This window comes from Bacillus sp. PS196 (genome assembly GCF_037963555.1).
GTDB classification, from domain to species: Bacteria; Bacillota; Bacilli; order Bacillales; family Bacillaceae; genus Bacillus; species Bacillus subtilis.
On record NZ_CP150159.1, the window covers coordinates 3,499,173 to 3,525,106 of the forward strand.

Annotated in this window: 24 protein-coding genes; 9 read left to right on the plus strand and 15 right to left on the minus strand. The window is 44.8% G+C overall.

The genetic code is table 11. From position 1 onward, the window contains the following. The first annotated feature begins 33 nt into the window (after positions 1–33). Together NST79_RS18200 and pelC are read left to right on the plus strand one after the other, a co-directional pair. Positions 34–786, plus strand: coding sequence for a C39 family peptidase (locus NST79_RS18200; RefSeq protein WP_015251136.1), 753 nt, complete (start codon positions 34–36; stop codon positions 784–786). A 240-nt stretch (positions 787–1,026) separates the two neighbouring features. After that, entirely contained in the window at positions 1,027–1,692 is a 666-nt protein-coding gene (gene pelC / locus NST79_RS18205) for a pectate/pectin lyase PelC (RefSeq protein ID WP_015251135.1), read from the plus strand. A 19-nt stretch (positions 1,693–1,711) separates the two neighbouring features. Here the strand turns inward: pelC and hprF are convergent, their stop codons facing one another. The 5 genes from hprF to hprK are packed head-to-tail and all read right to left on the minus strand — an operon-like array spanning position 1,712 to position 5,598. Then, positions 1,712–2,230, minus strand: a complete 519-nt coding sequence (hprF, locus tag NST79_RS18210; protein WP_046381361.1) for a heptaprenylglyceryl phosphate O-acetyltransferase — start codon at positions 2,228–2,230, stop codon at positions 1,712–1,714. A gap of 3 nt (positions 2,231–2,233) precedes the next feature. Continuing rightward, on the minus strand, positions 2,234–2,884 hold the full coding sequence (ppaX, locus tag NST79_RS18215; RefSeq protein WP_015251133.1) for a pyrophosphatase PpaX: 651 nt from the start codon (positions 2,882–2,884) through the stop codon (positions 2,234–2,236). After that, a complete protein-coding gene (locus NST79_RS18220; RefSeq protein ID WP_212059087.1) occupies positions 2,881–3,819 on the minus strand; it encodes a nucleoside recognition domain-containing protein in 939 nt (312 codons plus the stop codon). The genes ppaX and NST79_RS18220 overlap by 4 nt, the downstream gene beginning before the upstream one ends. A gap of 23 nt (positions 3,820–3,842) precedes the next feature. After that, the gene (gene lgt, locus NST79_RS18225) at positions 3,843–4,652 is read right to left on the minus strand and encodes a prolipoprotein diacylglyceryl transferase (protein ID WP_003242661.1); all 810 of its coding nucleotides are present in this window, start codon (positions 4,650–4,652) and stop codon (positions 3,843–3,845) included. 13 nt (positions 4,653–4,665) lie between these two features. Further along, the gene (gene hprK, locus NST79_RS18230; protein WP_003228097.1) at positions 4,666–5,598 is read right to left on the minus strand and encodes an HPr(Ser) kinase/phosphatase; all 933 of its coding nucleotides are present in this window, start codon (positions 5,596–5,598) and stop codon (positions 4,666–4,668) included. A gap of 181 nt (positions 5,599–5,779) precedes the next feature. Here hprK and nagA point away from each other — a divergent pair, with 181 nt between their 5' ends. From nagA to nagR, 3 genes are read left to right on the plus strand one after another with little or no spacing between them, the layout of a single operon-like run. Continuing rightward, the gene (gene nagA / locus NST79_RS18235) at positions 5,780–6,970 is read left to right on the plus strand and encodes an N-acetylglucosamine-6-phosphate deacetylase (RefSeq protein WP_212059088.1); all 1,191 of its coding nucleotides are present in this window, start codon (positions 5,780–5,782) and stop codon (positions 6,968–6,970) included. Beyond that, positions 6,967–7,695 carry a glucosamine-6-phosphate deaminase gene (gene nagB / locus NST79_RS18240; protein ID WP_153256542.1) on the plus strand — a complete coding sequence of 243 codons (729 nt, stop codon included), beginning with the start codon at positions 6,967–6,969 and terminating at the stop codon, positions 7,693–7,695. The genes nagA and nagB overlap by 4 nt, the downstream gene beginning before the upstream one ends. Before the next feature lie 17 nt (positions 7,696–7,712). Continuing rightward, entirely contained in the window at positions 7,713–8,444 is a 732-nt protein-coding gene (gene nagR, locus NST79_RS18245; RefSeq protein WP_015251129.1) for an N-acetylglucosamine utilization transcriptional regulator NagR, read from the plus strand. Between the two features lie 21 nt (positions 8,445–8,465). Here nagR and NST79_RS18250 read toward each other — a convergent pair whose 3' ends face one another. Further along, entirely contained in the window at positions 8,466–12,335 is a 3,870-nt protein-coding gene (locus NST79_RS18250) for a metallophosphoesterase (RefSeq protein ID WP_212059089.1), read from the minus strand. A gap of 163 nt (positions 12,336–12,498) precedes the next feature. On the opposite strand from NST79_RS18250, the gene NST79_RS18255 reads away from it, so the two are divergent. After that, positions 12,499–12,972 carry a MarR family transcriptional regulator gene (locus NST79_RS18255; protein ID WP_003228083.1) on the plus strand — a complete coding sequence of 158 codons (474 nt, stop codon included), beginning with the start codon at positions 12,499–12,501 and terminating at the stop codon, positions 12,970–12,972. A gap of 40 nt (positions 12,973–13,012) precedes the next feature. Here NST79_RS18255 and cypX read toward each other — a convergent pair whose 3' ends face one another. Both cypX and pchC read right to left on the minus strand, forming a co-directional pair. Beyond that, positions 13,013–14,230, minus strand: a complete 1,218-nt coding sequence (cypX, locus tag NST79_RS18260; protein WP_212059090.1) for a cytochrome P450, cyclodipeptide synthase-associated — start codon at positions 14,228–14,230, stop codon at positions 13,013–13,015. Positions 14,231–14,245: 15 nt separating this feature from the next. Continuing rightward, positions 14,246–14,992 (minus strand): cyclo(L-leucyl-L-leucyl) synthase, encoded by a 747-nt coding sequence (gene pchC / locus NST79_RS18265; protein ID WP_033884614.1) that lies wholly within the window; start codon positions 14,990–14,992, stop codon positions 14,246–14,248. Between the two features lie 425 nt (positions 14,993–15,417). On the opposite strand from pchC, the gene pchR reads away from it, so the two are divergent. Further along, positions 15,418–15,927, plus strand: coding sequence for a pulcherriminic acid biosynthesis transcriptional regulator PchR (gene pchR, locus NST79_RS18270; RefSeq protein WP_029318331.1), 510 nt, complete (start codon positions 15,418–15,420; stop codon positions 15,925–15,927). A gap of 20 nt (positions 15,928–15,947) precedes the next feature. Beyond that, positions 15,948–17,159, plus strand: a complete 1,212-nt coding sequence (locus tag NST79_RS18275; RefSeq protein ID WP_003228068.1) for an MFS transporter — start codon at positions 15,948–15,950, stop codon at positions 17,157–17,159. Positions 17,160–17,186: 27 nt separating this feature from the next. Here NST79_RS18275 and NST79_RS18280 read toward each other — a convergent pair whose 3' ends face one another. Genes NST79_RS18280 through yvlA form a run of 4 tightly spaced genes read right to left on the minus strand, consistent with a single transcriptional unit; the run spans position 17,187 to position 19,198 of the window. Next, positions 17,187–17,546, minus strand: a complete 360-nt coding sequence (locus NST79_RS18280; protein WP_003228066.1) for a phage holin family protein — start codon at positions 17,544–17,546, stop codon at positions 17,187–17,189. A 1-nt stretch (position 17,547) separates the two neighbouring features. Then, a complete protein-coding gene (locus tag NST79_RS18285; RefSeq protein WP_003228065.1) occupies positions 17,548–17,745 on the minus strand; it encodes a PspC domain-containing protein in 198 nt (65 codons plus the stop codon). Between the two features lie 4 nt (positions 17,746–17,749). Then, the gene (locus NST79_RS18290) at positions 17,750–18,847 is read right to left on the minus strand and encodes a DUF4097 family beta strand repeat-containing protein (RefSeq protein WP_003228061.1); all 1,098 of its coding nucleotides are present in this window, start codon (positions 18,845–18,847) and stop codon (positions 17,750–17,752) included. Between the two features lie 24 nt (positions 18,848–18,871). After that, complete coding sequence (yvlA, locus tag NST79_RS18295; RefSeq protein ID WP_003244375.1) at positions 18,872–19,198, minus strand: protein YvlA; 327 nt, start codon at positions 19,196–19,198, stop codon at positions 18,872–18,874. A 217-nt stretch (positions 19,199–19,415) separates the two neighbouring features. On the opposite strand from yvlA, the gene NST79_RS18300 reads away from it, so the two are divergent. Continuing rightward, positions 19,416–19,646, plus strand: coding sequence for a hypothetical protein (locus NST79_RS18300; protein ID WP_003235419.1), 231 nt, complete (start codon positions 19,416–19,418; stop codon positions 19,644–19,646). Positions 19,647–19,844: 198 nt separating this feature from the next. Here the strand turns inward: NST79_RS18300 and hag are convergent, their stop codons facing one another. From hag to uvrB, 3 genes are all read right to left on the minus strand, one after another. Further along, a complete protein-coding gene (gene hag / locus NST79_RS18305) occupies positions 19,845–20,666 on the minus strand; it encodes a flagellin Hag (protein ID WP_029318328.1) in 822 nt (273 codons plus the stop codon). A 337-nt stretch (positions 20,667–21,003) separates the two neighbouring features. Continuing rightward, on the minus strand, positions 21,004–23,877 hold the full coding sequence (gene uvrA / locus NST79_RS18310) for an excinuclease ABC subunit UvrA (protein WP_212059092.1): 2,874 nt from the start codon (positions 23,875–23,877) through the stop codon (positions 21,004–21,006). Positions 23,878–23,884: 7 nt separating this feature from the next. Then, positions 23,885–25,870 (minus strand): excinuclease ABC subunit UvrB, encoded by a 1,986-nt coding sequence (gene uvrB / locus NST79_RS18315; protein ID WP_003243787.1) that lies wholly within the window; start codon positions 25,868–25,870, stop codon positions 23,885–23,887. Positions 25,871–25,934: the final 64 nt, after the last annotated feature.

Below are 25,934 nucleotides of genomic sequence, written 5' to 3' on the forward strand. Positions count from 1 at the left end.
AATACAAATCAAATAGAGAACAAGGAGATAAAGATGAAAACACTGCGAACTCTATGTGTCCTGATGATTCTTTCAGGCGTTATTTTTTTCGGACTTAAAATAGATGCAAAAGATATAGATATTCCTTTTTTGAACAGCCTTAAAAAAGTGGTTTCTGATAGCGATACAGACTCAGCTGCGAATAGCAAAAAGGAGCTGAAGGGAAGCGCAAAACCGCTGGATGTCATCCTTTATAATCAAATGGACGCACCCCGGCTCTATAACGGCTGTGAAGTAACAAGCCTTGCAATGGTGCTGAATTACGCGGGATACGACGTGACAAAAAACACCCTGGCAAATCAGGTTGCCACAGTGCCTTTGACATACAGCAGCGGATTAAAGGGTGATCCGAATGACGGATTTGTCGGGGATATGGCGAATGGCCCTGGTCTCGGTGTCTACCATCGACCGATCTATCAGCTGGCGAAAACCTATGCAGGAGACAAAGTGTTTGACCTGACTGGAAAAAGCATTTCTGCTGTTTATGAACAGCTTGAAAAAGGCAATCCAGTTTGGGTTATTACGACAGCCAACTTTACGCCAGTTGACAACATGCAGACATGGAAAACGCCAAACGGAACGATAGAGATTACGTACAGCGAACACAGCGTCGCCGTTACGGGATATGATGATAAATATGTGTATCTCAATGATCCGTATGGCTATAAAAACAGAAAAACCGATAGAACAAGCTTTGAAAAAGCGTGGAAACAAATGGGCAGCCAGGCCGTGGTTATTCAAAAGTAAACACCTGAAAGCCGCACTATGCTCTATCCTGAGCAAATACGACAATATTCATGCTTTTTGTTTCAATCGGTAAGATCGATTCATTTTCCATTTATCATCCAAAATTGTCTTTACTTTCAGGCTGTCTGTTTTTATGATTAAAGCAGATTCAGCCTTGCCCCGATCTATGTGAGAGAAGCCGGTGCAAGTCGCTGACGCTTCTCTTGCAAAAAATGAAAGATATCCGGGGAGGATTTATCATTGAAAAAATTCGTGTCTATCCTATTTATGTTCGGTTTGGTTATGGGGTTCAGCCAGTTTCAATCATCAACCGCTTTTGCAGCAGACAAAGTGGTGCACGAAACAATTATCGTACCAAAAAATACAACATATGACGGGAAAGGACAGCGGTTTGTGGCAGGGAAAGAATTAGGCGACGGAAGCCAGTCAGAAAACCAAGACCCTGTTTTTCGTGTGGAGGATGGTGCAACCCTGAAAAATGTGGTGCTTGGCGCCCCTGCCGCTGATGGCGTACACACTTATGGAAACGTTAACATTCAGAATGTGAAATGGGAAGATGTTGGTGAGGATGCGTTAACGGTGAAGAAGGAAGGAAAAGTGACGATCGACGGCGGTTCTGCTCAAAAAGCGTCAGATAAGATATTCCAAATCAATAAAGCCAGTACATTCACAGTGAAAAACTTCACGGCAGACAATGGCGGAAAGTTCATAAGACAGCTTGGCGGTTCAACCTTCCACGTTGATGTGATCATCGATAAGTGCACCATCACAAACATGAAGGAAGCGATATTCCGGACGGACAGCAAAACAAGCACGGTCAGAATGACAAATACACGCTACTCTAATGTCGGTCAAAAATGGATTGGTGTTCAGCATATTTACGAAAACAACAACACTCAATTTTAACAAAAAAAGTCCGCTGATGTTATTCAGCGGACTTTTTCAATCTTTCTTGCATTTCTTCCTTCGTATAGATGATCCTCATCGGATTTCCGCCGACAAATGCCCCGTCAGGCACATCCTTATGGACAAGCGTTCCGGCGGACACAACTGCGCCATCTCCTATTTTCACCCCGGGCAGAATGGTCGTGTTGGCACCAATCATCACTTCGTCTCCGATCAGAACTGTGCCGATCCGGTATTCGTGAATCAAATACTCATGGGCCAGAATGGTCGTATTGTACCCGATGATTGTATTTGTTCCGACTAAGATCTTTTCCGGAAACATGATATCTGGCATCACCATGAGGGCAAAGGATGTCTGTTTTCCAACCTTCATCCGCAGAAATGTACGGTACAGCCAGTTTTTCATCCCTATAAACGGCGTATATCTCGCAATTTGAATGACAATGAAATTTTTGACGACCTTTAAAAAAGGTACCGTTTGATAGACATGCCACAGTGAGTTGGCCCCCGAGACCGGATGACGATCTGTTTTTCTCACAGATTACTTCACTCCAACGATTTGTAATAGATCACTCATTTTCTCAAGCATAAAATCCGGCTCATGCTTCGCCAGCATTTCCGGCCCTTTAATCGTCCATGCGACTCCTGCCGTTTTTGTACCGGCGTTTTTGCCTGCCAGCACATCGTGGTAATTATCTCCGACCATAATGGCTTCCTCGGACTTGCTTCCTAACTGTTTCAGCGCTAACAGCACAGGCTCGGGATCAGGCTTTGCATTCGTCACATCATCAAGGGTGACAACTGTTTCAAAGAATTCGCCGATTCCCGTGAGCTTGAGGCCCATATTGACAGTATCTCTTAATTTTGTTGTCACAATTCCTAATGTAAAGCCGGCTTTTTTTAATGCATCCAGGGTCTCATATACCGTTTCATATTCAGTCACGAGTGAATCATGCATGTCATGATTGTACGCTCTGTACATAGCGATCATATCCTCACATTTATCAGGGTCCATCGAAGAGAACGTATCAAAAAGAGACGGCCCGATAAATGCAAGGACATCTTCTCGTTTATACTTGCTCGGATAATAATGCTCCAGTGTATGCAAAAAGGACGCGATAATTAATTCATTCGTATTAATAAGCGTTCCGTCTAAATCAAACAGAATCGTCGTTACTTGTTTGTCACTCATATTGCTTCCTTTCCAACCGCTGAGGGTTTCCATTTTTTCCACGTGTGCGCAATAGCCATTGTCAGCAGAACTGCTGTGGTGACACGAATCAAAAGAAGCGGCCAGACCGGTATGCCAAGCGGAATAAAGACAAGTGTATCTTCCACGACCGCGTGGCAGGCAACGAGAAATATAAATGCCAATGTCATGTCCCGCTTGCTCACGCCGTCATCCTCGACAGCTTTGATCATGACACCCGCTCCGTAGGCCAGACCAATTGTCAGTCCCGCCACCATTGTCATAGACGTATTTTTATTCATGCCAAGCAGCTGCGTAAACGGAGACAGCCACCTGGAGAACCGATGCAGCCAGCCTAAATCTCTTAAAAACTGGATGATGATCATCAGCGGTATGACAATTGCCGCCAGCTGCAAAACACCAAGTCCGGCTTTCGTTAATGCTTCTGCCAACATTCCTAGCCAGCTGTCTGGCGCGGCGCTCTTCGCAGCGATAAAACCGTACTGCGCCGTTTCCTGTCCGCCATGCCAAATGAGGTTGATGACGATGGCTGACACAGCGGCCAAACCGATGCGCACCGCCAATATGACGCCAATTCTGATACCAACCTTTGCGGCAACTGTCGATTCGATAATTAAGTTATGACAGAATGAAAGCATAACAGCTAAAATAAAGACTTCTTTCACAGATAAATCCAATGTTAAAATCCCGGCAATTCCCGCATACAGATTCAGCATATTTCCCAGTACAAGCGGAATGGCCGCTTCACCAGAAAGCCCGAAGAGACTCATTACCGGTGTGATCAGCCGTACAAGCCAATCCATGACAGGGGTATGCTGAAGCAAAGTGACCAATAGCGTTACCGGGAAAATCACTTTACCCAGCGTCCATGTTGTTTGAAAACCTGCTGCAAGACCGGCCAGAAAGATCTTCTTCATCCCTCATCCCCCTTTGTTGACATCTACTCCGCGTACCGCTCCTTCGAGTATCCCTTGACGCGTCTGAAGATGATGGCTGCCACAGCCAAAACAATCAATACGATTGAAATCACCTGAGCGATGCGAAGTGAATCAGTCAGCATTAAGCTGTCAGTCCGCATTCCTTCAATAAAGTATCTTCCGATTGAATACCAAATGATATAGATCAAGAACATCTCGCCTCTACGCAAATTCGCTCTGCGCAGCAGCAGTAAAACAATGACGCCGACAAAGCTCCATAGTGATTCATATAAAAAAGTAGGATGATAATATTGCCCATTGATATACATTTGATTGATGATAAATTCAGGCAGGTGCAGGTTTTCTAAAAAGGCTCTGCTGACAGCCTCGCCGTGCGCTTCCTGATTCATGAAGTTCCCCCAGCGGCCGATCGCCTGGCCGAGCAAAATGCTGGGCGCGGCAATATCTGCAAGCTTCCAGAACGAAAGGTTTTTCACTCTCGAAAACACATATCCCGTTAAAATGGCGCCGATTAATCCGCCATGAATGGCAATGCCGCCCTTCCAAATCTTAATGATTTCTCCCGGATGTGCCGCATAATAATCCCATTCAAAGGCAACGTAATAAATTCGCGCGCAAATAATCGCAATCGGAATGGCAAACAGGACAAGATCAATAAACGTATCTTTCTGCAGCCCCCGTTTTTCACTTTCCCTCATCGCAATCCACAGCCCGAGCAAAGCACCGAGACCGATAATGATTCCGTACCAATGGACAGCTAACGGCCCCAGCTGAAATGCTATCGGATTGAGTGGTTCTATCGCTTCATTCATTTAACGCCAACTCCTATTCTTCTTGTTCACCGTCTTCAATGACGTCCGCCAGCTTGTTGGTAAATTGTTCAGCGGCATTCAGCCCCATCCGCTTCAATCTGAAGTTCATTGCTGCCACTTCGATAATGACTGCAAGATTTCGGCCTGGGCGGACGGGAATCGTCAGTTTTGTAATTTCTGTATCAATGATTTTCATGGTCTCTTCCTCAAGTCCGAGCCGGTCGTATTGCTTGCCCTGCTCCCAGAGTTCAAGATTCATGACAATCGTGATTCGTTTATTGCTTCTGACCGCGCCAGCGCCAAATAGCGTCATCACATTGATAATGCCAAGGCCCCTGATCTCAAGAAGGTGCTCAATTAATTCCGGAGCGTTTCCGACAAGAGTATCCTGATCCTCCTGCCGAATTTCAACGCAATCATCGGCGACAAGGCGATGCCCTCTTTTCACAAGCTCCAGCGCTGTTTCGCTTTTTCCGACGCCGCTCTTTCCTGTGATCAGCACGCCGACACCATATATATCGACAAGAACGCCATGAATTGCTGTGGTAGGCGCCAGCCTGCTCTCAAGGAAGTTGGTTAAACGGCTTGACAGTCTTGTCGTTTTCAGCGGCGATCTGAGGACAGGCACCCCATTTTTCTCGGAGGCGTCAATCAGCTCCTGCGGGATGGGCATATCTCTAGAAAGAATAATAGCTGGTGTTACATCAGTGCACAGAGAATCCATTCGCTGTTTTTTCTCCTCTTCAGGAAGCTGTTCAAAGAAAGAAAGCTCTGTTTTTCCGAGAAGCTGCACGCGCTCTCTCGGGTAATATGTAAAATATCCGGCAATTTCAATGCCTGGTCTTGATAGGTCACTCATTGTAATCGGGCGGTTAATTCCTTCTTCTCCGCTGATTAATTCCAAATTGAACTGTTCCATTACGTCTTTTGTGCGAACCTTTGCCACGATATGTTCCTCCTGTTCCGGGCTGCCCCGAGCTTGCTCACAATACTTTCATTTTATCACTTTCGGGCTTGAACCTAAAACAGATTTTATAAAAGGGGGGAAAACACCTCAGCTGGTCTAGATCACTAGTCTGAAAAAGAGTAAAATAAAGGTATTCAAATTCCAGAAAGGCGGATCATCTATGGCAGAGAGTCTTCTTATCAAAGACATTGCGATCGTGACAGAAAATGAAGTAATCAAAAACGGCTATGTCGGAATCAATGACGGGAAAATCAGCACAGTCTCAACAGAACGGCCCAAGGAGTCATATTCAAAAGAGATTCAAGCACCTGCGGATTCTGTTTTGCTTCCCGGCATGATTGACATTCATATCCACGGCGGCTATGGCGCAGATACAATGGATGCTAGCTTTTCCACGCTCGACATCATGTCGTCAAAACTGCCCGAAGAAGGCACGACGAGCTTTTTAGCCACAACGATTACCCAAGAGCATGGGAACATTTCTCAAGCTTTGGTGAACGCAAGAGAGTGGAAAGCGGCTGAAGAGTCCTCTTTATTAGGTGCAGAACTGCTCGGCATTCATTTAGAGGGCCCCTTTGTTTCGCCTAAAAGAGCCGGAGCGCAGCCAAAGGAGTGGATTAGGCCTTCGGATGTTGTGCTTTTCAAAAAGTGGCAGCAGGAGGCGGGCGGACTGATCAAAATTGTTACACTTGCGCCGGAGGAGGATCAGCATTTTGAACTGATCCGCCATTTGAAAGACGAATCGATTATCGCGTCCATGGGGCACACGGATGCCGATTCCGAATTGCTGTCGGATGCCGCAAAAGCAGGGGCGAGCCATATGACCCATCTGTACAACGCGATGAGCCCGTTTCATCACCGAGAGCCCGGAGTGATCGGAACGGCGCTGGCCCATGATGGGTTTGTGACAGAGCTAATAGCCGATGGCATCCACTCCCATCCTTTAGCGGCTAAGCTTGCTTTTTTGGCGAAAGGCAGCAGCAAGCTCATTTTAATTACCGATTCCATGAGGGCAAAAGGCCTGAAAGACGGCGTTTATGAGTTCGGCGGCCAAAGTGTGACGGTAAGAGGACGAACAGCTCTTCTTTCAGACGGAACCCTTGCCGGTTCGATCCTCAAAATGAACGAAGGCGCACGGCATATGCGTGAGTTTACAAATTGCTCTTGGACGGATATAGCTAATATAACTTCTGCAAACGCGGCCAAACAGCTGGGCATCTTTGACCGAAAAGGCAGTGTAACTGTGGGAAAAGATGCAGATTTGGTGATTGTCAACAGTGATTGCGAGGTGATTCTCACCATTTGCCGCGGAAACATTGCATTTATATCCAAGGAGGCTGACCAGATATGAAAGTAATGGAATGTCAAACGTATGAAGAGCTAAGCCAAAAAGCAGCCAGAATAACGGCAGATACAATCAAGGAAAAACCTGATGCCGTTCTCGGGTTAGCGACAGGCGGCACACCGGAAGGCACGTATCGCGAGCTGATCCGCCTGCACCAAACTGAGAATCTCTCATTTCAAAACGTCACTACAGTTAATTTGGATGAGTACGCCAGACTTTCAAGCGACGACCCGAACAGCTATCACTTCTATATGAACGACCGTTTTTTTCAGCATATCGACAGCAAGCCTAGCCGGCATTTTATTCCGAATGGAAATGCAGACGATTTGGAGGCCGAATGCAGACGGTATGAACAGCTAGTCGATTCCCTCGGCGGCACTGACATTCAGCTTCTCGGCATCGGCCGAAACGGACACATCGGCTTTAACGAACCGGGAACGTCTTTCAAGTCGCGAACTCATGTTGTGACATTAAATGAGCAAACCCGCCAGGCGAATGCCAGATATTTTCCTTCCATAGACAGCGTGCCGAAAAAAGCACTCACAATGGGAATTCAAACGATACTCTCAAGCAAGCGTATTCTGCTGCTCATTTCTGGAAAAAGCAAAGCGGAAGCTGTTCGTAAGCTGTTAGAAGGAAACATAAGCGAAGATTTTCCCGCATCTGCTTTGCACCTGCATTCCGATGTTACGGTTTTGATTGATCGTGAAGCCGCGTCATTAAGACCTTGAAAGGAACATGCTGACTTATGAATATCAATAAACAATCGCCTATTCCGATTTATTACCAGATTATGGAGCAATTAAAAAACCAAATTAAGAGCGGAGAGCTGCAGCCGGATATGCCTCTTCCTTCTGAGCGCGAATATGCCGAACAATTCGGGATCAGCCGGATGACAGTTCGCCAGGCGCTTTCTAATTTAGTTAATGAAGGCTTGCTCTATCGCCTGAAGGGGCGGGGCACCTTTGTCAGCAAGCCAAAAATGGAACAAGCACTTCAAGGGCTGACAAGCTTTACCGAGGATATGAAAAGCCGCGGGATGACACCGGGCAGCAGGCTCATTGATTATCAGCTTATTGATTCGACTGAGGAACTCGCGGCTATATTAGGCTGCGGGCACCCCTCCTCTATCCATAAAATCACTCGGGTGCGGCTGGCAAATGATATTCCGATGGCGATTGAGTCCTCACATATTCCGTTTGAGCTTGCGGGTGAATTGAACGAATCGCATTTTCAGTCGTCGATCTATGATCATATTGAAAGGTACAACAGCATACCGATTTCCCGTGCAAAACAGGAGCTTGAGCCAAGCGCTGCCACCACGGAAGAAGCGAACATTCTTGGTATTCAAAAGGGAGCGCCGGTCCTATTAATCAAACGAACAACATATCTGCAGAACGGAACTGCTTTTGAGCATGCAAAATCTGTATACAGAGGCGACCGTTATACATTTGTCCACTATATGGATCGTCTTTCATAAAAAAAAAGCCTCCAACCCTTTTTAAGGATTGGAGACATGGCGAAAATCAAACTGGTCTGGTGCCGGACGATATGTCTCTTTTTTCGTCTTGAACTTCCAGATCGGTGATTTCGTTTTGCCGTTAAAACTGTCTTCCACTATAATGTACCAATAATAAACAGACTGCGGTTCAAGATGATCCCAGCGGAATTCAGCTGTGTCCCCGCTCTTCACTTGCTCCCGTTTTCCGAGCTCTTCATTGGTATATACGTTACATTCAAAATAATCGGTTTCCACCTTTTTGATTCTTGGCTTCAAATCAAGCGAAAGGGAAAATTCATCCTTGTTGCCATAGGTATCCGTATCATAGTAGTTCTTATCCTTTACATACGGAGAGTACGTCGATACGTGCACCATGTCATTGGCTTGGTCAAATTGAAGCAAACGCAAATACCCTTGACCGCCTTCTGGCCCGCCCTGATAATCGGCCAGCATTTGATGCACAAGACGATCCGGCTTCCCATCACCATCATCATCCAGCTCATCTGTTTTTCTCATCGCACTATGATAATGCCCGCTCAATACCATCACGACATTCGGGTTCGGCTTTACGATTTCTTTGAATATTTTCTCTCCGATCGGGCTTCTGTTTCCGCTGACCAGCAAATACTCATGAAAAGCTAAAATGGCCATCCGGTCAGGGTGTTTCTTCAACACCTGATTCATCCACGCGATGTCTTCATCCGTAATGCCCCATCCCATGTACAGCATGATATAATCATTGCCGTTGCTAGAAATCAGGTCATAATGTCCGCGGTTGTTTTTATAGGAACCGCCATAATGCAATTTTTTATCAAAACGATCGCTGCCAAAATATTTGCCAAACGCCCTGTAGGAGCCGTCCTTATGCCCGACATCGTGGTTGCCGGCCAGCACGCCGTAAGGAATTCCGCTCTTATCCAGAACGGACATTGACCGATCAGCGTTTTTCCACTGTCTGATATCGGCGGAATCATCTACAATATCACCCGTGTGGAACACATATTTGATATTGAGCTGCTTTTGGTTATCTTTTATCCATTCGGTCTGTTTATCAAAAATATGCGGATAGCTTTCGGCGTAATACTGTGTATCAGACATCCAGACAAATGTGTACATATCCTTCGCAGGGGGAATTTCATCCTGTACAATCACATTCATTTTCGACTCCCGTACAAAATCGGCGGCAATCACAGATGCTTTCAGCGTAAACGGTTTGTCATCCTTCGCGACGAAGCTGTCAACAGGCTGCCATTCGTTTGTCCGATAATTCCAAGCATACATCGTCACCTTTCTCCCCGGCAAAGAACTGCCCTTCCAGACTGCTTCTGCCAGATCATTCTCATCAATTGATGGATCAACCGTCACTTCAAAGCGATGATAAGGGAAAAGCTCTTTGTTTTCTGTCGATACTGTTTTTCCATCAGCAGCAGATACCCGCTCCAATTCTTTATTCGTAAATGGGGTCTCCCTTTCCGGCACAAAGCTTTTCGGCGGTTCAGTCAGTGACGCGTGCTTAAATATTTTTACATGATTTCGCGCTGTATATTGAAATCCCCTATAAAAACCAACATCCATGGCGTCATTCGTCGGATCTTTCACCCGTACAGAAAGCTTAGCCTTATGCGTGTCGGCTTCGCTGTCTATAACCTCCGGCTGGTCCGGATGCTCTCGTTCGGTTTTAAACGTCCTCTCAATCACTGTTTTATTGCCCGCGAGATCCGTTGCTGTCACTTTTAGAGAATGTTTTCCCGGCAAAAGGTCAGAAGATGACGTATGATATGGGAGTGTAATGCTTTCTCCATCTAACGACGCCTTCGCTTCCTCAATTTTGCTCCATTTATCATACATATCCGCCTGCAGGATAAGGTTTCCTTTATACGTTTGCCCCTCGGTGATATTCGGCTCAATGTGAGGTCCTGAATTATCTACCCGTACAACCAGGCTGACATTTTCCTTGCCGTCGCTTGCTTGAATATGGTGAGCGCCTTCAGAAAGCTTTGATGTATCCCACTCCAGCAGCTGTGATGTAAACAGTCCGTCAGGCAGATTGAACTGAAATTGCCAGCTTTTATTCGAGCGCTGATTATCGCCAATAAAGAGTTCCTTCTCAGGGGACACCCTCTGATCCCTGATCACCGTTCCATCCGATAACACCAATCGGGCGTTTTTGACTAAGAAGTCATCACGGTTTTCAGCCGTATCAAACGGGGACACCTTCGAACCCGATCGTATCGTAATACGCTGCAGCTGCTTCCCTTTCCGAAGCAGTGTCTCTGGCAATGGAACAGAATAGGTGCGGTATTTATTTGTTGTATCATCGAACACCTTTAGCACTTTGCCTTCCATCGTTACCGCGTTTTTAAAATAAAGGTTCGTTTTCCTCGTATCGAATGCAAAATATACTTCTTTTTCCATCGCGGGCTCTGTCACTTGTTTTTTCCCGTCAATCCATAGCTTAATGCGGTCAGCTCGCCCTTCTGTCGTGGCTTTGAGAAATTGAGTTCCCGACAGCGTGTCTCTGTTTTCAATATTCATCCGCAGACCGTGCGACTTGCTTGTTTGTTTAATATCAATCATTTTGACCGGCGTTCTCGCTTCATTGATCCCGTCCCCGGCCGCCACATAATACTCTAGCTGATCCTTCCCGATCAATTCAGGCGAATACACAATATAATGGTAGAGATTATCGTTGCGGTCTTTTTCAGCAAGAATTCGCTTAAACGGTTTGTTCTCATCCGTCCGGTAGTAAAAGGCCGCTGTTTTCACTAGACTTCGGTCCCGTATGTCAGCCCGCAGCTCAATGCTTTCAGCAGGGCGGACAGGCTTGCGGTCAGTTAAATCCTCAATGACCGGCTTTTCTTTATCGAGCTTGATTTTCCGTTTCTGCTCGGGCACCTGTGCCTGTAATACGGTTCCGGGAGATGGATTCTTTTCCCCGATTGAAATGTTCAGAAGTTCTGCGGTTCCGTTCAGCGGATACTTATAAAGCACTGATGACAGCCGGCGCAGCGCATGTTTCCGATAATGCGCAACCGAAATGTCCTTTCCTGTATTCGTTGATATCACAACGGCCCGCGGCCTCGTATTGGCCATACCCTCTGTCTCGTCTATCACCGCGAGATTTTTTCCTTCTTTTAGTTGTGTCTGATAATAACGATTGAAATCCTCTGACGTCAATTCTGGATGCCCGGCAGGCTTCAGCCAGACGACAAACGTTTCGCCGGATGGTATCAAGATCCTTTCATCAGGTCTCCAAATCAGATCGGAGTCAGGCCCTTCTTTTGGGTAGCGGTAACGGATATGGTAGTCTTTAAAATCAATCGTTCTGTCAGTCGTATTAAAAATCTCAATAAATTCATAACCGTCTGCACGTCCTATATTCTTCGTATCAACCGCCAGCTCTGTGATCAGAAGCTCCGGAATATGGGCAAGGTCAGCCTGGTATCCTTCAAGCTTCAGTTTCTTCATCTCCGACTCCACCCGCTGCTTCCCATTCGACATCACAATGTAATACTCAAGCTCGCTGTTCCAAATCAAACGTTTCGGAATTTGTGCCAAAAACTTGCGGACCGCTCCGGGGGTCGGGTCCATCGGCACCATTTTGTAGCCCAGCTCATTACTTTGTTTATAAAAAAGAAAGGCGGAAAATGCTTGATACGAATTATCGCGAACTTGAGCCTCAATCATTAGATTGCTTCTCATTTCAGCTTTCACATCAATTTGAGGAGGATTTTCAAGCAAGGGTATGTAATGAGGCGTCTGAAATGGTTCCTGCTGAACAACAGGAAAAGCTTTCGATTCATGATGGCCGCCAGACAAAACGGAAAGAAAAGACAATAATATAGAAGCAATAACCGTGTATTTCCTCATCAAAGCACCTCCCTTTTCATGTATTTTGCGTCTGAACAGGGAAGCTTATGAGTTCATTTTTGTGCATAAAGAACAAAAAACGTCTGTCTCTTGAAAATTCCACTATTACCCATTAAACTAAGGATAGTTAACCAGTTAACAATTAAATCAGAGAGGCAAATTGATGGACAACAGCATTCATGATGAATTATTTCAAGCTATACAACAATTCGCATTAAAAAGGGATAAACGCGTCTGGCAAAAGGTGCAGATACCATCCATTGGCATATCCTCACAACATCACGATCACCTCAAAAAAGACTGGACTTTGACCCAGCTTCACATTGTTTCCTGCATACATACCAGCCAAAATGTGAACAACAGCTTCTTAGCATCCCGTTTACACATCTCAAAAGCCGCTGTTTCAAAAGCGGTTCATGCTTTGTTGAAACACAATATCATTACAGTGACAAAAAAGCCTGGCAACAAAAAAGAAATTTTTTATACGCTAACTGATAGCGGCAGAAAATTGGCGGCATTACATGAACAGCTTCATGAGAAAGCAAAGGAGCAATATAAACAGCTTTTCAATGAATTTTCAATTGATGATTTAAAAACAGTGACTGCGTTTTTCAACTTGTGGATCAAATATATGTAAAAAGAGTCTCACCCGCATGGGAGAGACCTTTGGAATTCTATTATGCCCCGTCAAACGCAACGAGAAGTGAAACAGGCCCGCGTGTATACAGACCGGACTCAGCATAACAAAAATCTTCCTCTAATCTGATATTCCGCATCTTATCCAGCACAATATTAGCTACAATTTCGATTTCGTTTTTGGCAAAAGCTGCTCCTACACAGTTATGAATGCCGGATCCGAAAGCGAGATGCCGGGCGGCGCCGCTAAAAGCGCTCTTGATGCCAATATCTTCCCGATGAATATTAAACACGTCAGGCTGTTCAAATGCTTCAGGGTCCCGGTTAGCCGCACCGATCATACAAAAAACAATCGTATCTTTTTTGATTTCCATACCGCCGACCACTGTATCTTGGGACAGCTGCCGCGGAATCAGCTGAACCGGCGGTTTATAACGCAATGTCTCCGCAATGGCTCTCGGAACTAACGAACGGTCAGCCAAAACATCATTCATCTGCTCAGGATTGTTGAGCAAATGGTAGATCATCAGTGCCAGCGTCTTATCAGCCGGTTCCGTTGCGGCTAACAGCACATTAAGAATCAGTGCGAGTATATCCTTGTCCGACATCGCCATGCCTTCATATTCAGAAGTACATAGGATGGAAATTAAATCTGATCCCGGATTGACGCGACGTTCTTTAATGACCGGCATCAAGTATTGGGAAAGCTGTTCGCTGCACCATAACGAATGTGCCCGCGCTTCAGGAGATTGAGAGATACTCGTGATAAAATCGGCAACTCCGCTGTGCCACTCAGAGATTTTTTCATGGTCTCTTTTATCCAGCCCGAGCATGTCCATCGTGACGCACACCGCAAACGTCTTTCCAAAATCATTGACGAGATCAATTTTCCCTCTTTCAAGATAAGGCGCTAACAAGTTTTCTGCATTTTGTTTAATCAATGGAGACAGATGATCCAGTGCGTCACCGATGAAGCTTCTCACTACAATTCTTCTTTTGGCAGAGTGTTCTTTTCCATGCATTTGGGCCAGCACAGGGCCTCGCATTACTGGTTCGGCACGCTCAACAAGTGATTTCGTCGTGAAAATATCCGGATGCTGAAGGATATAGCGGACATCATGATAGCGGCTGATAAAATAACTGTCTATCGACTCTTCATAATGAACCGGATCTTCCTCCCGCAGTTGTGAAAAATAAGCATATGGATTGTTTTGAAATTGATCAGAAAGCACACTAAACAATTTAATCGATTGGCTCATGTTTTACTCCCCCTATCATCCTTCAGATGTGATCCGTTTCTCAGAAAGCATCTGCGCCATTTCCTGTACAATGAGATACCCTTGATTCGGCCGCATACAAATAGAAAATTCATGGTTACTGATCTTCTCACCGAGCTTCCACGGACGATGATAAGCAAGGAGCGTCTCTTCCACCTCTAAAATATCCGGAGCTCCGATAAAAAACGGCAGCTCAGCTATGACATATTCCACAGCCAAATTCAGCATATCCTCACTGACTTCTTCCATCATCAAACTGACGCCCCGTGCACGCCCGATTATCGCTTCACGAGACATGTCCAAACAAGCATGTCGAAAATGAGGCTGCTCAAAAAAAGCATGTTCAACTTCTTGTCTCAACAGCTGGTAGGCTTTGTTATCCATAAAATCAGAAAATGTATGAATCGCCTTCGGATCCCCGCCATGAGCCACAAGGGCTCTTTCTGCAAATCTCCTGTTTCGTGATACCTCTTTCCTTACTTTTCGTTCAGCCTTTCCTCTCGGAGTTCCAAGCGCTTCTAGAAGATTAGCCGCCTCATGCCCTGCAAGTAAAACTGAAACGCTTTTAAATTGAGCTTTCGCCCATCCAATTAATCTGTAAATATAATCCTCTGAAAACCTGCTGTTAAATGGGCTGATCCCCACCAAAACATGCCTGCGCCGTTCAAATATTTCTCTGCAGTTTTCTGTTAATGCCTCAGCAATAAAATGCACAGACCTTCTTTCCGTTACCATTCCGGTCATCTCATTCACCCCTAAAACTTATCCCGCTTTAAGTCATCACCCTCAAATACAAGATGGAATAGCTAGATCAACTGAACAAGACGAATGGCAGGCATCACTTAAAGTTTCCAAATGTTTTTTAAGATTTTAATAATCATTTTCAATACCCATATCATGATAAATGTTTACTAGTAAACATTAGTCATTTTATCCCTTTTCCTTCCAAACGTCAATATGATCTGTGCCCAAATATTTGAAAATAAATGTAAACATCACATTTTCCACACACTTTTTACACGCATATTCAGCATGACATATCAACAAATAGTCTAAACACCAACAATTGACAATGAAAACAAGAAAAGATAAAATAAAATTGTTCACCAGTAAACTATTTGTTTTATTGTTTCATCGTAAACTATTATTCCTAAGAAAGAAGGTAGCCTATGTCTGATTTGACAAAACAGATGATATACGACATATACGTGAGACTGCTGCACCTTAATGAACAAAAAGCGAATACTTCACTTCAGCAATTTTTTAAGGAAGCCGCAGAAGAGGATGTGATTGATATCCCTAAAAACATGACAAGCATACATGTCATTGACTGTATCGGCCAACATGAACCCATTAATAATGCCGGAATTGCCAGAAAAATGAACTTATCGAAAGCGAATGTAACGAAAATCAGCACAAAACTGATCAAGGAAGAATTCATTAACAGCTATCAGCTGACAGATAACAAAAAAGAAGTTTATTTTAAATTAACCCGTAAAGGCAGACGGATTTTCGACTTACATGAGAAACTGCATAAAAAAAAGGAGCTGGCTTTTTACCAATTCCTTGATTCATTTTCACAAGAAGAACAAAAGGCTGTATTGAAGTTTCTAGAGCAGTTGACGTCAACACTTGAAGCAGAACAAACCGATGGGACTCCGGACAAACCTGTAAAGTAAACAAAAAGGCGGTGTACACTTTGGCTCATACAAAATCAAAGGCAGTATTGATCTTATACACTGTTTGCTTCAGTGCATTTTTTGCATCTTTAAGCCAGAACATTTATTCACCTATTCTTCCGATCATTAAAGAATCATTCCATGTTTCCACAGCTATGGTGAACCTGTCAGTCTCTGTTTTTATGATTGTGACAGCAATAATGCAAATTATATTAGGAGCGATCATTGATTTTAAAGGCGCTCGGATCGTCTTGATTACCGGTATTCTGGCAACGGCAGCAGCCAGCATCGGCTGTGCGGTGACTACTGACTTTACCTTGTTTCTGATATTCAGAATGATACAGGCAGCCGGTTCCGCAGCACTGCCTCTTATTGCTGCCACAACGATCGGACAGCTGTTTACAGGAAATGAACGCGGGAGTGCAATGGGAACGTATCAAATGCTCCTGTCTGTCGCACCGGCTATTGCTCCAGTTCTAGGAGGATTCATAGGCGGAGCAGCCGGATACGAAGGGATTTTTTGGATACTTGCGGCCATCTCTATCGTTTTGCTGGTGACAAACAGCATCACCTTTCCTAAAGATTCTCCAACTGAATCTATGCAGCAAGCCAAAGGCAATGTGTTCGCTCATTATAAATCAATATTTACAAATCGAACAGGGAACGTCATTTTGACTTTAAGTTTTGTTCTCTTTTTCATTTATTTTGCAGTAATTGTCTACCTCCCAATATTGCTGACAGAGCATTACCATATAGATGTGGGTATAGCAGGACTGTTATATTTGCCGCTGGCGCTGAGCACGATTGCAGGTACGTTTCTGTTTAAAAGAATACAGGCAAAAATCGGGCTGCACACCTTGTTTATCGGAAGCAATGTGATTGCCGCCTGCAGCATCATTTTATTTGCTGTTACACATTCCGTTTCTCTCGTTCTCATGGCTCTGACGCTGGCACTGTTTGGCATCTCGATGGGGGTTATTCCTCCCTTGTACTCTACAATGATTACTAATGAATTTGAGCACAACAGAGGGAGTGCAATCGGAATGTTTAACTTTATCCGATATACAGGCATGGCAGCAGGTCCGATGGTATCTGCCTACTTGCTCACAATGATGCCGTCTGCCATGTCCTTTAGCCTCCTAGGCCTTGGATTTGCCGCATTGAGCTTTTGCCTTCTTCCGCCAATGTTTTCGCCGCAGAAGCGCACGAAACAAAAAAAGCACCACATGTAAAAAAGCTGCCTTTGCGGGCAGCTTTTTTTATTTTTTTCTAAGCGGCTCTAAAATGCCTTTTTGAATCAGCAAATGGAAGACCGACAGGATAACGGATGCCCATATCGCTGTGCCGAAGCCGTCGATTTGAAAGCTGTCACCCATAATGGACGCGGTCATCATAAGCGTGATGGCGTTAATCACAAACAAGAAGAGTCCAAGCGTCACCATGGTGACCGGCAGTGTAAATATAATTAAAAGCGGTTTAATCAGCACGTTTAAGATCGATAAAATGAGGCTGGCGATAATCGCTGCCCCAATGCTGCTGATATGGATGGAGTCAATATATCCATCAATGACGATTAATAACAATGCATTGACTAAAATGCTGACTGCCCATTTTACCATGTCATTTCATATCCCTTTCTGACGGGACGATAAAAATCCAAATGATATAAATGAGCAAAACCGGCAAGACACTTGTCATAATGGCTAAGATGACAGTTATGACTCTGAGGAGTGATGCGTCCCAATTGAAATATTCCGCGAGACCTCCGATAACACCGGCGATTTTCTTATTTTTTTCTGAGCGATAAAGCTTATTCATTCGATCACCTCTGTGAGTACTTTAGTTTGATGGCGCCTGTTAGTGATTCTGAGAAGACGGTGATGTTTTGATCATGTGCCTGATTTGAAGTGAACATCATTTCTTTTTGAATCGTATCATTTTTTTCCTTCAGCATCTCTACATCCATTAATTCATGGGACAGCGTACCAAGATTGCTTTTCAGCTCTGCCTTCACTGCGAGATCGTCCGGAATTGCAAGCTCTACATTTCCAGTCGTTGTTTTTGCATAAATGGAGCGGCAGTCTGATTCTGTTACGTTAATCGCAATATTTCCGTTAAAGCTTTGAACGTCAATGGATTCGCTTTTCCCTCGGAGATCGATCAATCCGTTAATGGTTTCCGCTTCTATCGTACCGCAGCTGTGGCTTGCGAGCTTAATTTGCCCGTTGGCCGTTTCAGCTATGGCTTTTTCGGCTGTTAAATACGAGAACGACAGCACGCCGTTTGTCGTTTTCGCTGAGAACTCTTTTACATGTAAATGTTCCCCTCTGACTGGACCGTTAAACAGCTTCACCCGAATCTTATCATACTCCTTCTGAGGAATATACAAAGTGACATTCGTTTTCATCGTCTTTTTCTCAGTACGGATAAAAAACTTATTACCTTTGATTTCACATTCAATATGCTGAAGAAATGCGTGTCTCGCCGCATCCTGGCTGTCAGCGCGATATACCTTCGCCTGGCATTCCGCTCTGATATCGTCATCTTCCCAAGGGACGATATTTACGCTGCCATTGGCAATTTGCAGCTCAACACTGGAAAAGTCAGTATCTTTAAATTGAAAAATGTGCTGAACATCATACGCATGGCCAAAGTTTAAATCAAGGTCAACTTCCTTGACCTTTTTCACAGCAGAATCAATCCAGTCAAACAGCTTGGCTCCTAAAGACGGTTTGCCGCTTTCTTTTTTTGCCGTTGTAAATGGCTCTTCCTCGTCATGAACGTGAACTGAGAGCGCTGTGATTTTCTCTTCTTTTTCCTTGTAGTCGCTGTCAAGCTTTTCAATCAGTGTCAAAGCTTCTTGTGCTGTAAGCTTTCCTTCCTCAACAAGCTTAAGGATTCGTTCCTTTTCTTGCTTCATTACGATCTCCTCCCCATTGTCTACTTATGCTGCACGCAGGACCTTAATGCCCTGAATCACATTCCAAATGATAATGCCAATGACAACTAAGAAATAAATAACCGCTCCCCCGATGATTACAAATACAGGAAGCAAGCTGTCTCCATCAATCGCAACGGCTCCGCCAAGTAAAGCAATAAAAAGGAACAGCCAGCCGACAAACGGAACAATGTGAGAAATAAGAGAGCGTATCGCATGGCGTTTTGTTTCTTTCTCATTTACAACAAAATATGCGACAATCGGCACAATGATTGGCGCAATGAACACACTGAAATAACAAAGTGATGCAATAATAGCTTGATTACGGTTCAATTCATTCCACACTCCTATTGTGAATTGTCCATGACAAAAGATCAGGGACGTTTCACTTATTTATACGTTTAAAATCTCTTCAGGTTTCAAATTCATTCTTTAGACATGCTCCGATTTACGGAAATTGGATTTTAAAAAGTTTTAGAAGTAGAATCTTCCGGCTATACCGATTACAATATGTAAAAAGCTTACGGCAACCAAGGAGGCTGGACAAGCAATGGAGAAAGATCCCAGTGACTATACAGTAACACAAGAATCAGTGTTAAAGCTGATTCATGAACAAAAAAGAATGAATCGTGAAATGATCGCCGAGCTTGAGCAGATTCACGGACCCTTCCCGATCTCTCACGATATCCAATATATAAAAGTGCTGCTCGACAGCAGCAACACGCATATTGTTCAAGATTTAATGAGTGTAAGTAAGCAGCTGTATAAGAAGACTTTGTAATTGCGGAAAACATATCATTCATTATAACTGAAACAAAGCTAAAGGTTAGATGACAATATCTTGCCTTTTTTGTTTTGAAAAAACAAGTGATTCCCTGGCTGTCACAAAATGATTGTAACAAAAAAAGCCTGCCGGCACATCCAGTTAATGGACTCTGTCGGCAAGCTGTAACTATCAGAAAGAGATAGCCGTTCAAAATTAACGTAACAATTGAAGCACGTTTTGCGGCTGTTGGTTTGCTTGAGCAAGCATCGCTTGAGAAGCTTGAGAAAGAATGTTGTTCTTTGTGAAATCGCTCATTTCTTTCGCCATGTCAACGTCACGGATGCGAGACTCAGCAGCTGTTAAGTTTTCAGAAGAAGCACCAAGGTTGTTGATTGTGTGCTCTAGACGGTTTTGTACCGCACCAAGTTTAGCACGTTGGTTTGAAACACTTGTAATTGCACTATCGATTTTAACAATCTCAGTGTCAAAACTAAAATCATCTGCTGAAACATCGATACCTTTTACTCCTAAAGTTGTTGCATCCATGTTACCAATTGTAACATTAATATTTTGGCCAGCATTTGCACCAATTTGGAATGTAAATCCTGCTGTTTCACTACCGTCTAAAAGTTTTTTTCCGTTAAATTCAGTACGTTGAGAAATTCCATCGATCTCTTCAGTTAAAGCATCCATTTCATCTTTAATTGCAGTTAAATCTTCAGTTTGCTGTGTACCTGTGTTTCCTGCTTGAACAGTAAGTTCACGCATACGTTGAAGGATTGCATGGGTTTCAGTCAATGCACCCTCAGCTGTTTGGATAAGAGAAATTCCATCTTGAGAGTTTTTAGAAGCCATTTCAAGACCTCTGATTTGTCCTCTCATTTTTTCAGAAATCGCAAGACCCGCTGCGTCATCTCCCGCACGGTTGATGCGAAGACCAGAAGAAAGTTTCTCCATGTTTTTTGAGCTCGCACTGTTGTTTGAAGACAAACGGTTTAGTGTGTTAAGCGCTGCAATATTGTGGTTGATTCTCATGTGAAAAATACCTCCATGTGTATATGTTTTTGAAATCAAAGACTTCCTTTTCTTTGATTTCTGGCGTATCAGATTCCAATAAAGCTTCTAACCTATGTAGATTCAGTTATTGCTTAAGGATGCCTTTAAGCTCCTTAATAGGGTTTGTCTGCTTAATTTGGAAATCATCATCCGCCTTTCAATTCATATATCGACAGCAATTTGTAAATGTTTAGGCGTTTTCCCAAAGAAATTTTACCAAAGACGAATCTAAACCTATTATGCCGTAAAGAAAAAGCTTGCCTGCTAAGCCCAAGGATGGACTTGCTGACAAGCTGTCCCCTCTTAACAGAGGGTTTTAAGATGTAGCTGTTTCTTTCGCTTTCAAGAGCGATTTCATGCGTGTTTTGTCACGTTCGATAACAGGCTTCAAATAACGGCCTGTATACGATTCTTCCACTTCAGTGATTTCCTCAGGCGTTCCTGACGCGACAACGGTTCCGCCCCCGGCTCCGCCTTCCGGGCCCAAATCCACAATGTAATCGGCCGTCTTAATGATATCAAGGTTATGCTCAATAACCAGTACAGTGTCTCCGTTGTCTACCAACCGTTGCAGCACGACAAGAAGCCTGGCGATATCGTCGACATGCAAACCTGTCGTCGGCTCATCTAAAATGTAGAGCGTGCGTCCGGTCGAGCGTTTGTGCAGCTCTGACGCGAGCTTCACGCGTTGCGCTTCTCCGCCTGACAAGGTCGTCGCCGGCTGGCCGAGCGTAATATAACCTAAACCAACATCATAAAGGGTTTGGAGCTTGCGTTTGATTTTCGGGATATTTTCAAAGAAAGAAAGAGCATCTTCAACCGTCATATCAAGCACATCAGAGATGCTTTTTCCTTTGTACGTCACTTCAAGCGTTTCACGGTTATAGCGTTTGCCGTGACACACCTCGCATGGAACGTATACGTCAGGAAGGAAGTGCATTTCAATTTTAATAATCCCGTCTCCGCGGCAGGCTTCACATCGTCCGCCCTTCACGTTGAAGCTGAAACGGCCTTTTTTATAGCCGCGGACCTTCGCTTCATTTGTCTGCGCGAATACATCACGAATGTCATCAAATACACCGGTGTATGTCGCAGGGTTGGATCTCGGCGTTCTTCCGATTGGCGCCTGGTCAATATCAATGACTTTATCTAAATGATCCAAACCTTTAATCTCTTTATGGCTTCCGGGCTTCGCTTTCGCTTTATGAAGCTTTTGCGCCAGCGCCTTATGCAAAATTTCATTAACGAGTGTACTCTTTCCTGAACCGGAAACACCTGTAACTGCTGTAAACGTCCCAAGCGGGAACTTGGCATTCACTTTTTTCAGGTTGTTTTCTGAAGCACCTTTAATTTCAATGTAACGTCCGTCCGGCTTTCTTCTTTCAGGAGGCAATGGGATAAACTTTTTCCCTGATAAATAGCTGCCCGTTAATGAGTTTGGATCTTCCATCACTTCTTCCGGCGTACCCGCAGATATCACCTGTCCGCCGTGAATGCCGGCTCCCGGTCCAATATCTATTAAATAATCTGCTGCCATCATCGTGTCCTCATCATGTTCGACAACAATCAGCGTGTTCCCGAGGTCTCTCATATTTTTCAGAGCGCTGATCAAGCGGTCGTTATCACGCTGATGCAGACCGATAGACGGCTCATCTAAAATATAAAGCACACCGGATAAACGCGAGCCAATTTGAGTCGCCAGCCTGATGCGCTGCGCCTCTCCCCCGGACAATGTACCCGCTGCCCTGCTCAATGTCAGGTAATCGAGACCGACTTTGTCCAGAAAGCTTAAGCGCTCCACAATTTCGCGCAAAATCAAATTGGCGATCTGCATATCCTTCTCAGAAAGGGTAAGGTCTTTAAAGAAGGCAAGTGCGTCGGCGACAGACAGCTCGGTAATTTTCCCAATGTGGCTGCCGTCAATCAGTACGGCAAGCGCCTCTTTCTTTAACCGATAGCCTTTGCACGTCGGACAAGATTTCTGAGACATATACTGCTCCATTTGCTCACGGATGAAATCGGAGCCTGTCTCCTTATAGCGTCTTTCAATGTTGCGCAATACGCCTTCAAATTGAATTTCACCTTCGCGGATTTGTCCAAAATCATTTTCATATCGGAAATAAATCAGGTCATCTCCGCTGCCGTACAGCACTTTATCCAGTTGATGCTTCGGCAAATCTTTGACCGGCACATCCATATCAATCCCGTAGTGGGTGCAGACTGCCTCAAGCAGCTGAGGATAATATTGTGAGCTGATCGGTGTCCAAGGGGCAACCGCATTCTCCTTCAATGACAAATCTTGGTTGGGGATGACAAGATCGGCATCCACTTCAAGCTTCATTCCGAGACCGTCACACGTCGGACACGCCCCGAACGGACTGTTAAACGAAAACAGACGCGGCTCAAGCTCACCAATTGAAAATCCGCAGTGCGGACAGGCATGATGCTCGCTGAACATCAGCTCTTCCTCACCGATGACATCGATCATAACCCGTCCTTCCCCTAAACGGAGCGCCGTTTCCAATGAATCTGACAGCCGGGCTGCCACTCCTTCTTTCACGACAATCCGGTCAATGACAACCTCAATGGAATGCTTCTTATTCTTTTCTAATTCGATATCGTCGGAAAGCTCAGCCATCTCGCCGTCAATTCTGACTCTGACATAGCCTTGTTTTCTAATCTGTTCAAGCACTTTGACATGAGCGCCTTTTCGGCCCGAGACAATCGGCGCCAGCACCTGAAGCTTCGTCCGTTCCGGGTATTCCAGAATTCTGTCCACCATTTGCTCGATAGTCTGAGATGTAATCTCAATTCCGTGCTCCGGACAATGAGGCTTCCCTACTCTCGCATATAAAAGACGCAGATAATCATAAATCTCAGTTACCGTACCGACAGTAGACCTCGGATTGCGGCTTGTTGTTTTCTGATCAATGCTGATGGCGGGAGAGAGCCCCTCAATTGCATCCACATCAGGCTTATCCATTTGCCCTAAAAACTGGCGGGCATAAGCAGACAGCGACTCAACATACCGTCTCTGTCCTTCAGCATATATCGTGTCAAAGGCAAGGGAGGATTTACCTGACCCGGACAAACCCGTGACAACGACAAGCTGATCTCTCGGAATCGTTACATCTATATTTTTCAGGTTATGCGCCCTGGCTCCCTTCACCTCTATCCGATCCATAGCCATTTGTTCATCATCCTTCCGCTTTTAGCTCTAAAAGTAAATCGCGAAGCTCCGCGGCTCTCTCAAAGTCAAGCGCCTTGGCGGCTTCCTTCATTTCATGCTCCATCTGTTCAACGACTTTCTGGCGTTCTTTCTTCGTCATTTTCGACAGCTTCGGCGCGGCTTTTGTTTTGTATTCCGCTTTATCCTCAGCTGCTACTGTGGCACGAATGACATCGCGAATTTCTTTATTTATCGTTTTCGGCGTAATGCCGTGCTCTTCATTAAACCGCTCCTGCTGCTCGCGGCGGCGTTTTGTTTCATTAATCGCAATTTCCATAGACTTCGTTATTTTATCGGCGTACATAATGACGCGGCCTTCCGCATTTCTCGCTGCCCGTCCGATGGTCTGGATCAGCGACCGCTCCGAACGAAGGAAACCTTCCTTATCCGCATCCAAAATCGCAACAAGGGATACTTCGGGAATGTCCAAACCTTCCCTCAGCAGGTTGATGCCGACAAGCACATCGTACTTGCCAAGGCGCAGGTCGCGGATAATTTCAATCCGTTCAAGCGTCTTGATCTCAGAATGCAGATAGTTTACTTTAATGCCGATTTCCTTTAAATAATCGGTCAGATCCTCTGACATCTTCTTCGTCAAAGTTGTCACAAGCACCCGTTCATTCCGCTCGATTCTAGCTTGAATTTCGCCGATCAAGTCGTCAATCTGACCTTCGATTGGACGGACGTCAATAAGCGGGTCAAGAAGCCCCGTCGGACGAATGATCTGTTCAACCATTTCATCTGTATGTTCAATCTCGTACGGCCCTGGTGTTGCTGATACATACACGATATTGTGCATATGCTTTTCAAATTCCTCAAAACGAAGCGGACGGTTATCAAGCGCTGATGGAAGCCGGAAGCCGTGATCCACGAGCACCTGTTTCCGCGCCTGGTCTCCGTTAAACATGCCGCGCACCTGAGGAATTGTCACATGCGACTCATCCACCACGATCATAAAATCGTCTGGGAAATAATCAAGAAGCGTATACGGCGTTGAACCTGGAGGCCGCAGCGTCAAATGTCTTGAATAGTTCTCGATGCCGGAGCAGAAACCCATTTCACGCATCATTTCAAGATCATATCTTGTCCGCTGCTCTAAACGCTGCGCTTCAAGGAGCTTTCCGTTTTCATGCATGACCTTTAGCTGCTCCTCAAGCTCCTTCTCGATATTTTGAATCGCCTTCTCCATTTTCTCGGCCCGCGTTACGAAGTGGGATGCCGGGAAAATCGCAACATGATCTCGGTCGCCGAGAATTTCTCCTGTCAGCGCATCCACTTCCCGAATCCGTTCGATTTCGTCACCGAAAAATTCAACTCTGACACAATGCTCATCACGGGATGCCGGAAAGATTTCCACTACATCCCCGCGCACACGAAATGTACCGCGCTGAAAGTCGATATCGTTGCGGGCATATTGGATGTCTACAAGTTTTCTGAGCAGCTCGTTGCGCTCAATTTCCATTTCAGTCCGCAGTGACACGACCATTTCCCGGTATTCCTCAGGCGAACCGAGGCCGTATATACAAGACACACTCGCAATAATAATGACATCTCTGCGCTCAAACAAAGCTGATGTGGCGGAGTGTCTCAGTTTATCAATTTCATCATTAATACTAGCGTCTTTCTCTATAAATGTATCCGTTTGAGGCACATACGCCTCCGGCTGATAATAATCATAGTAGCTGACAAAATACTCAACAGCATTGTTCGGAAAAAATTCCTTGAACTCACTGTAAAGCTGTCCAGCAAGGGTTTTGTTATGGGCAATCACGAGAGTCGGCTTATTGACTTCTTTAATCAAATTAGACACCGTAAATGTTTTCCCAGTTCCTGTTGCACCCAGCAGAGTCTGATGCTTCTTGCCCTCCTGAATTCCTTTCACAAGCTTTTCAATGGCTTTCGGCTGATCTCCCTGGGGCTGATATTTCGAGACTAACTCAAAGCGATCTTTCACAAAAATAAGCCTCCGTTTCTTTAACGAAATCTTCCTATAGATATAGTAACACAATGGAAAGCAA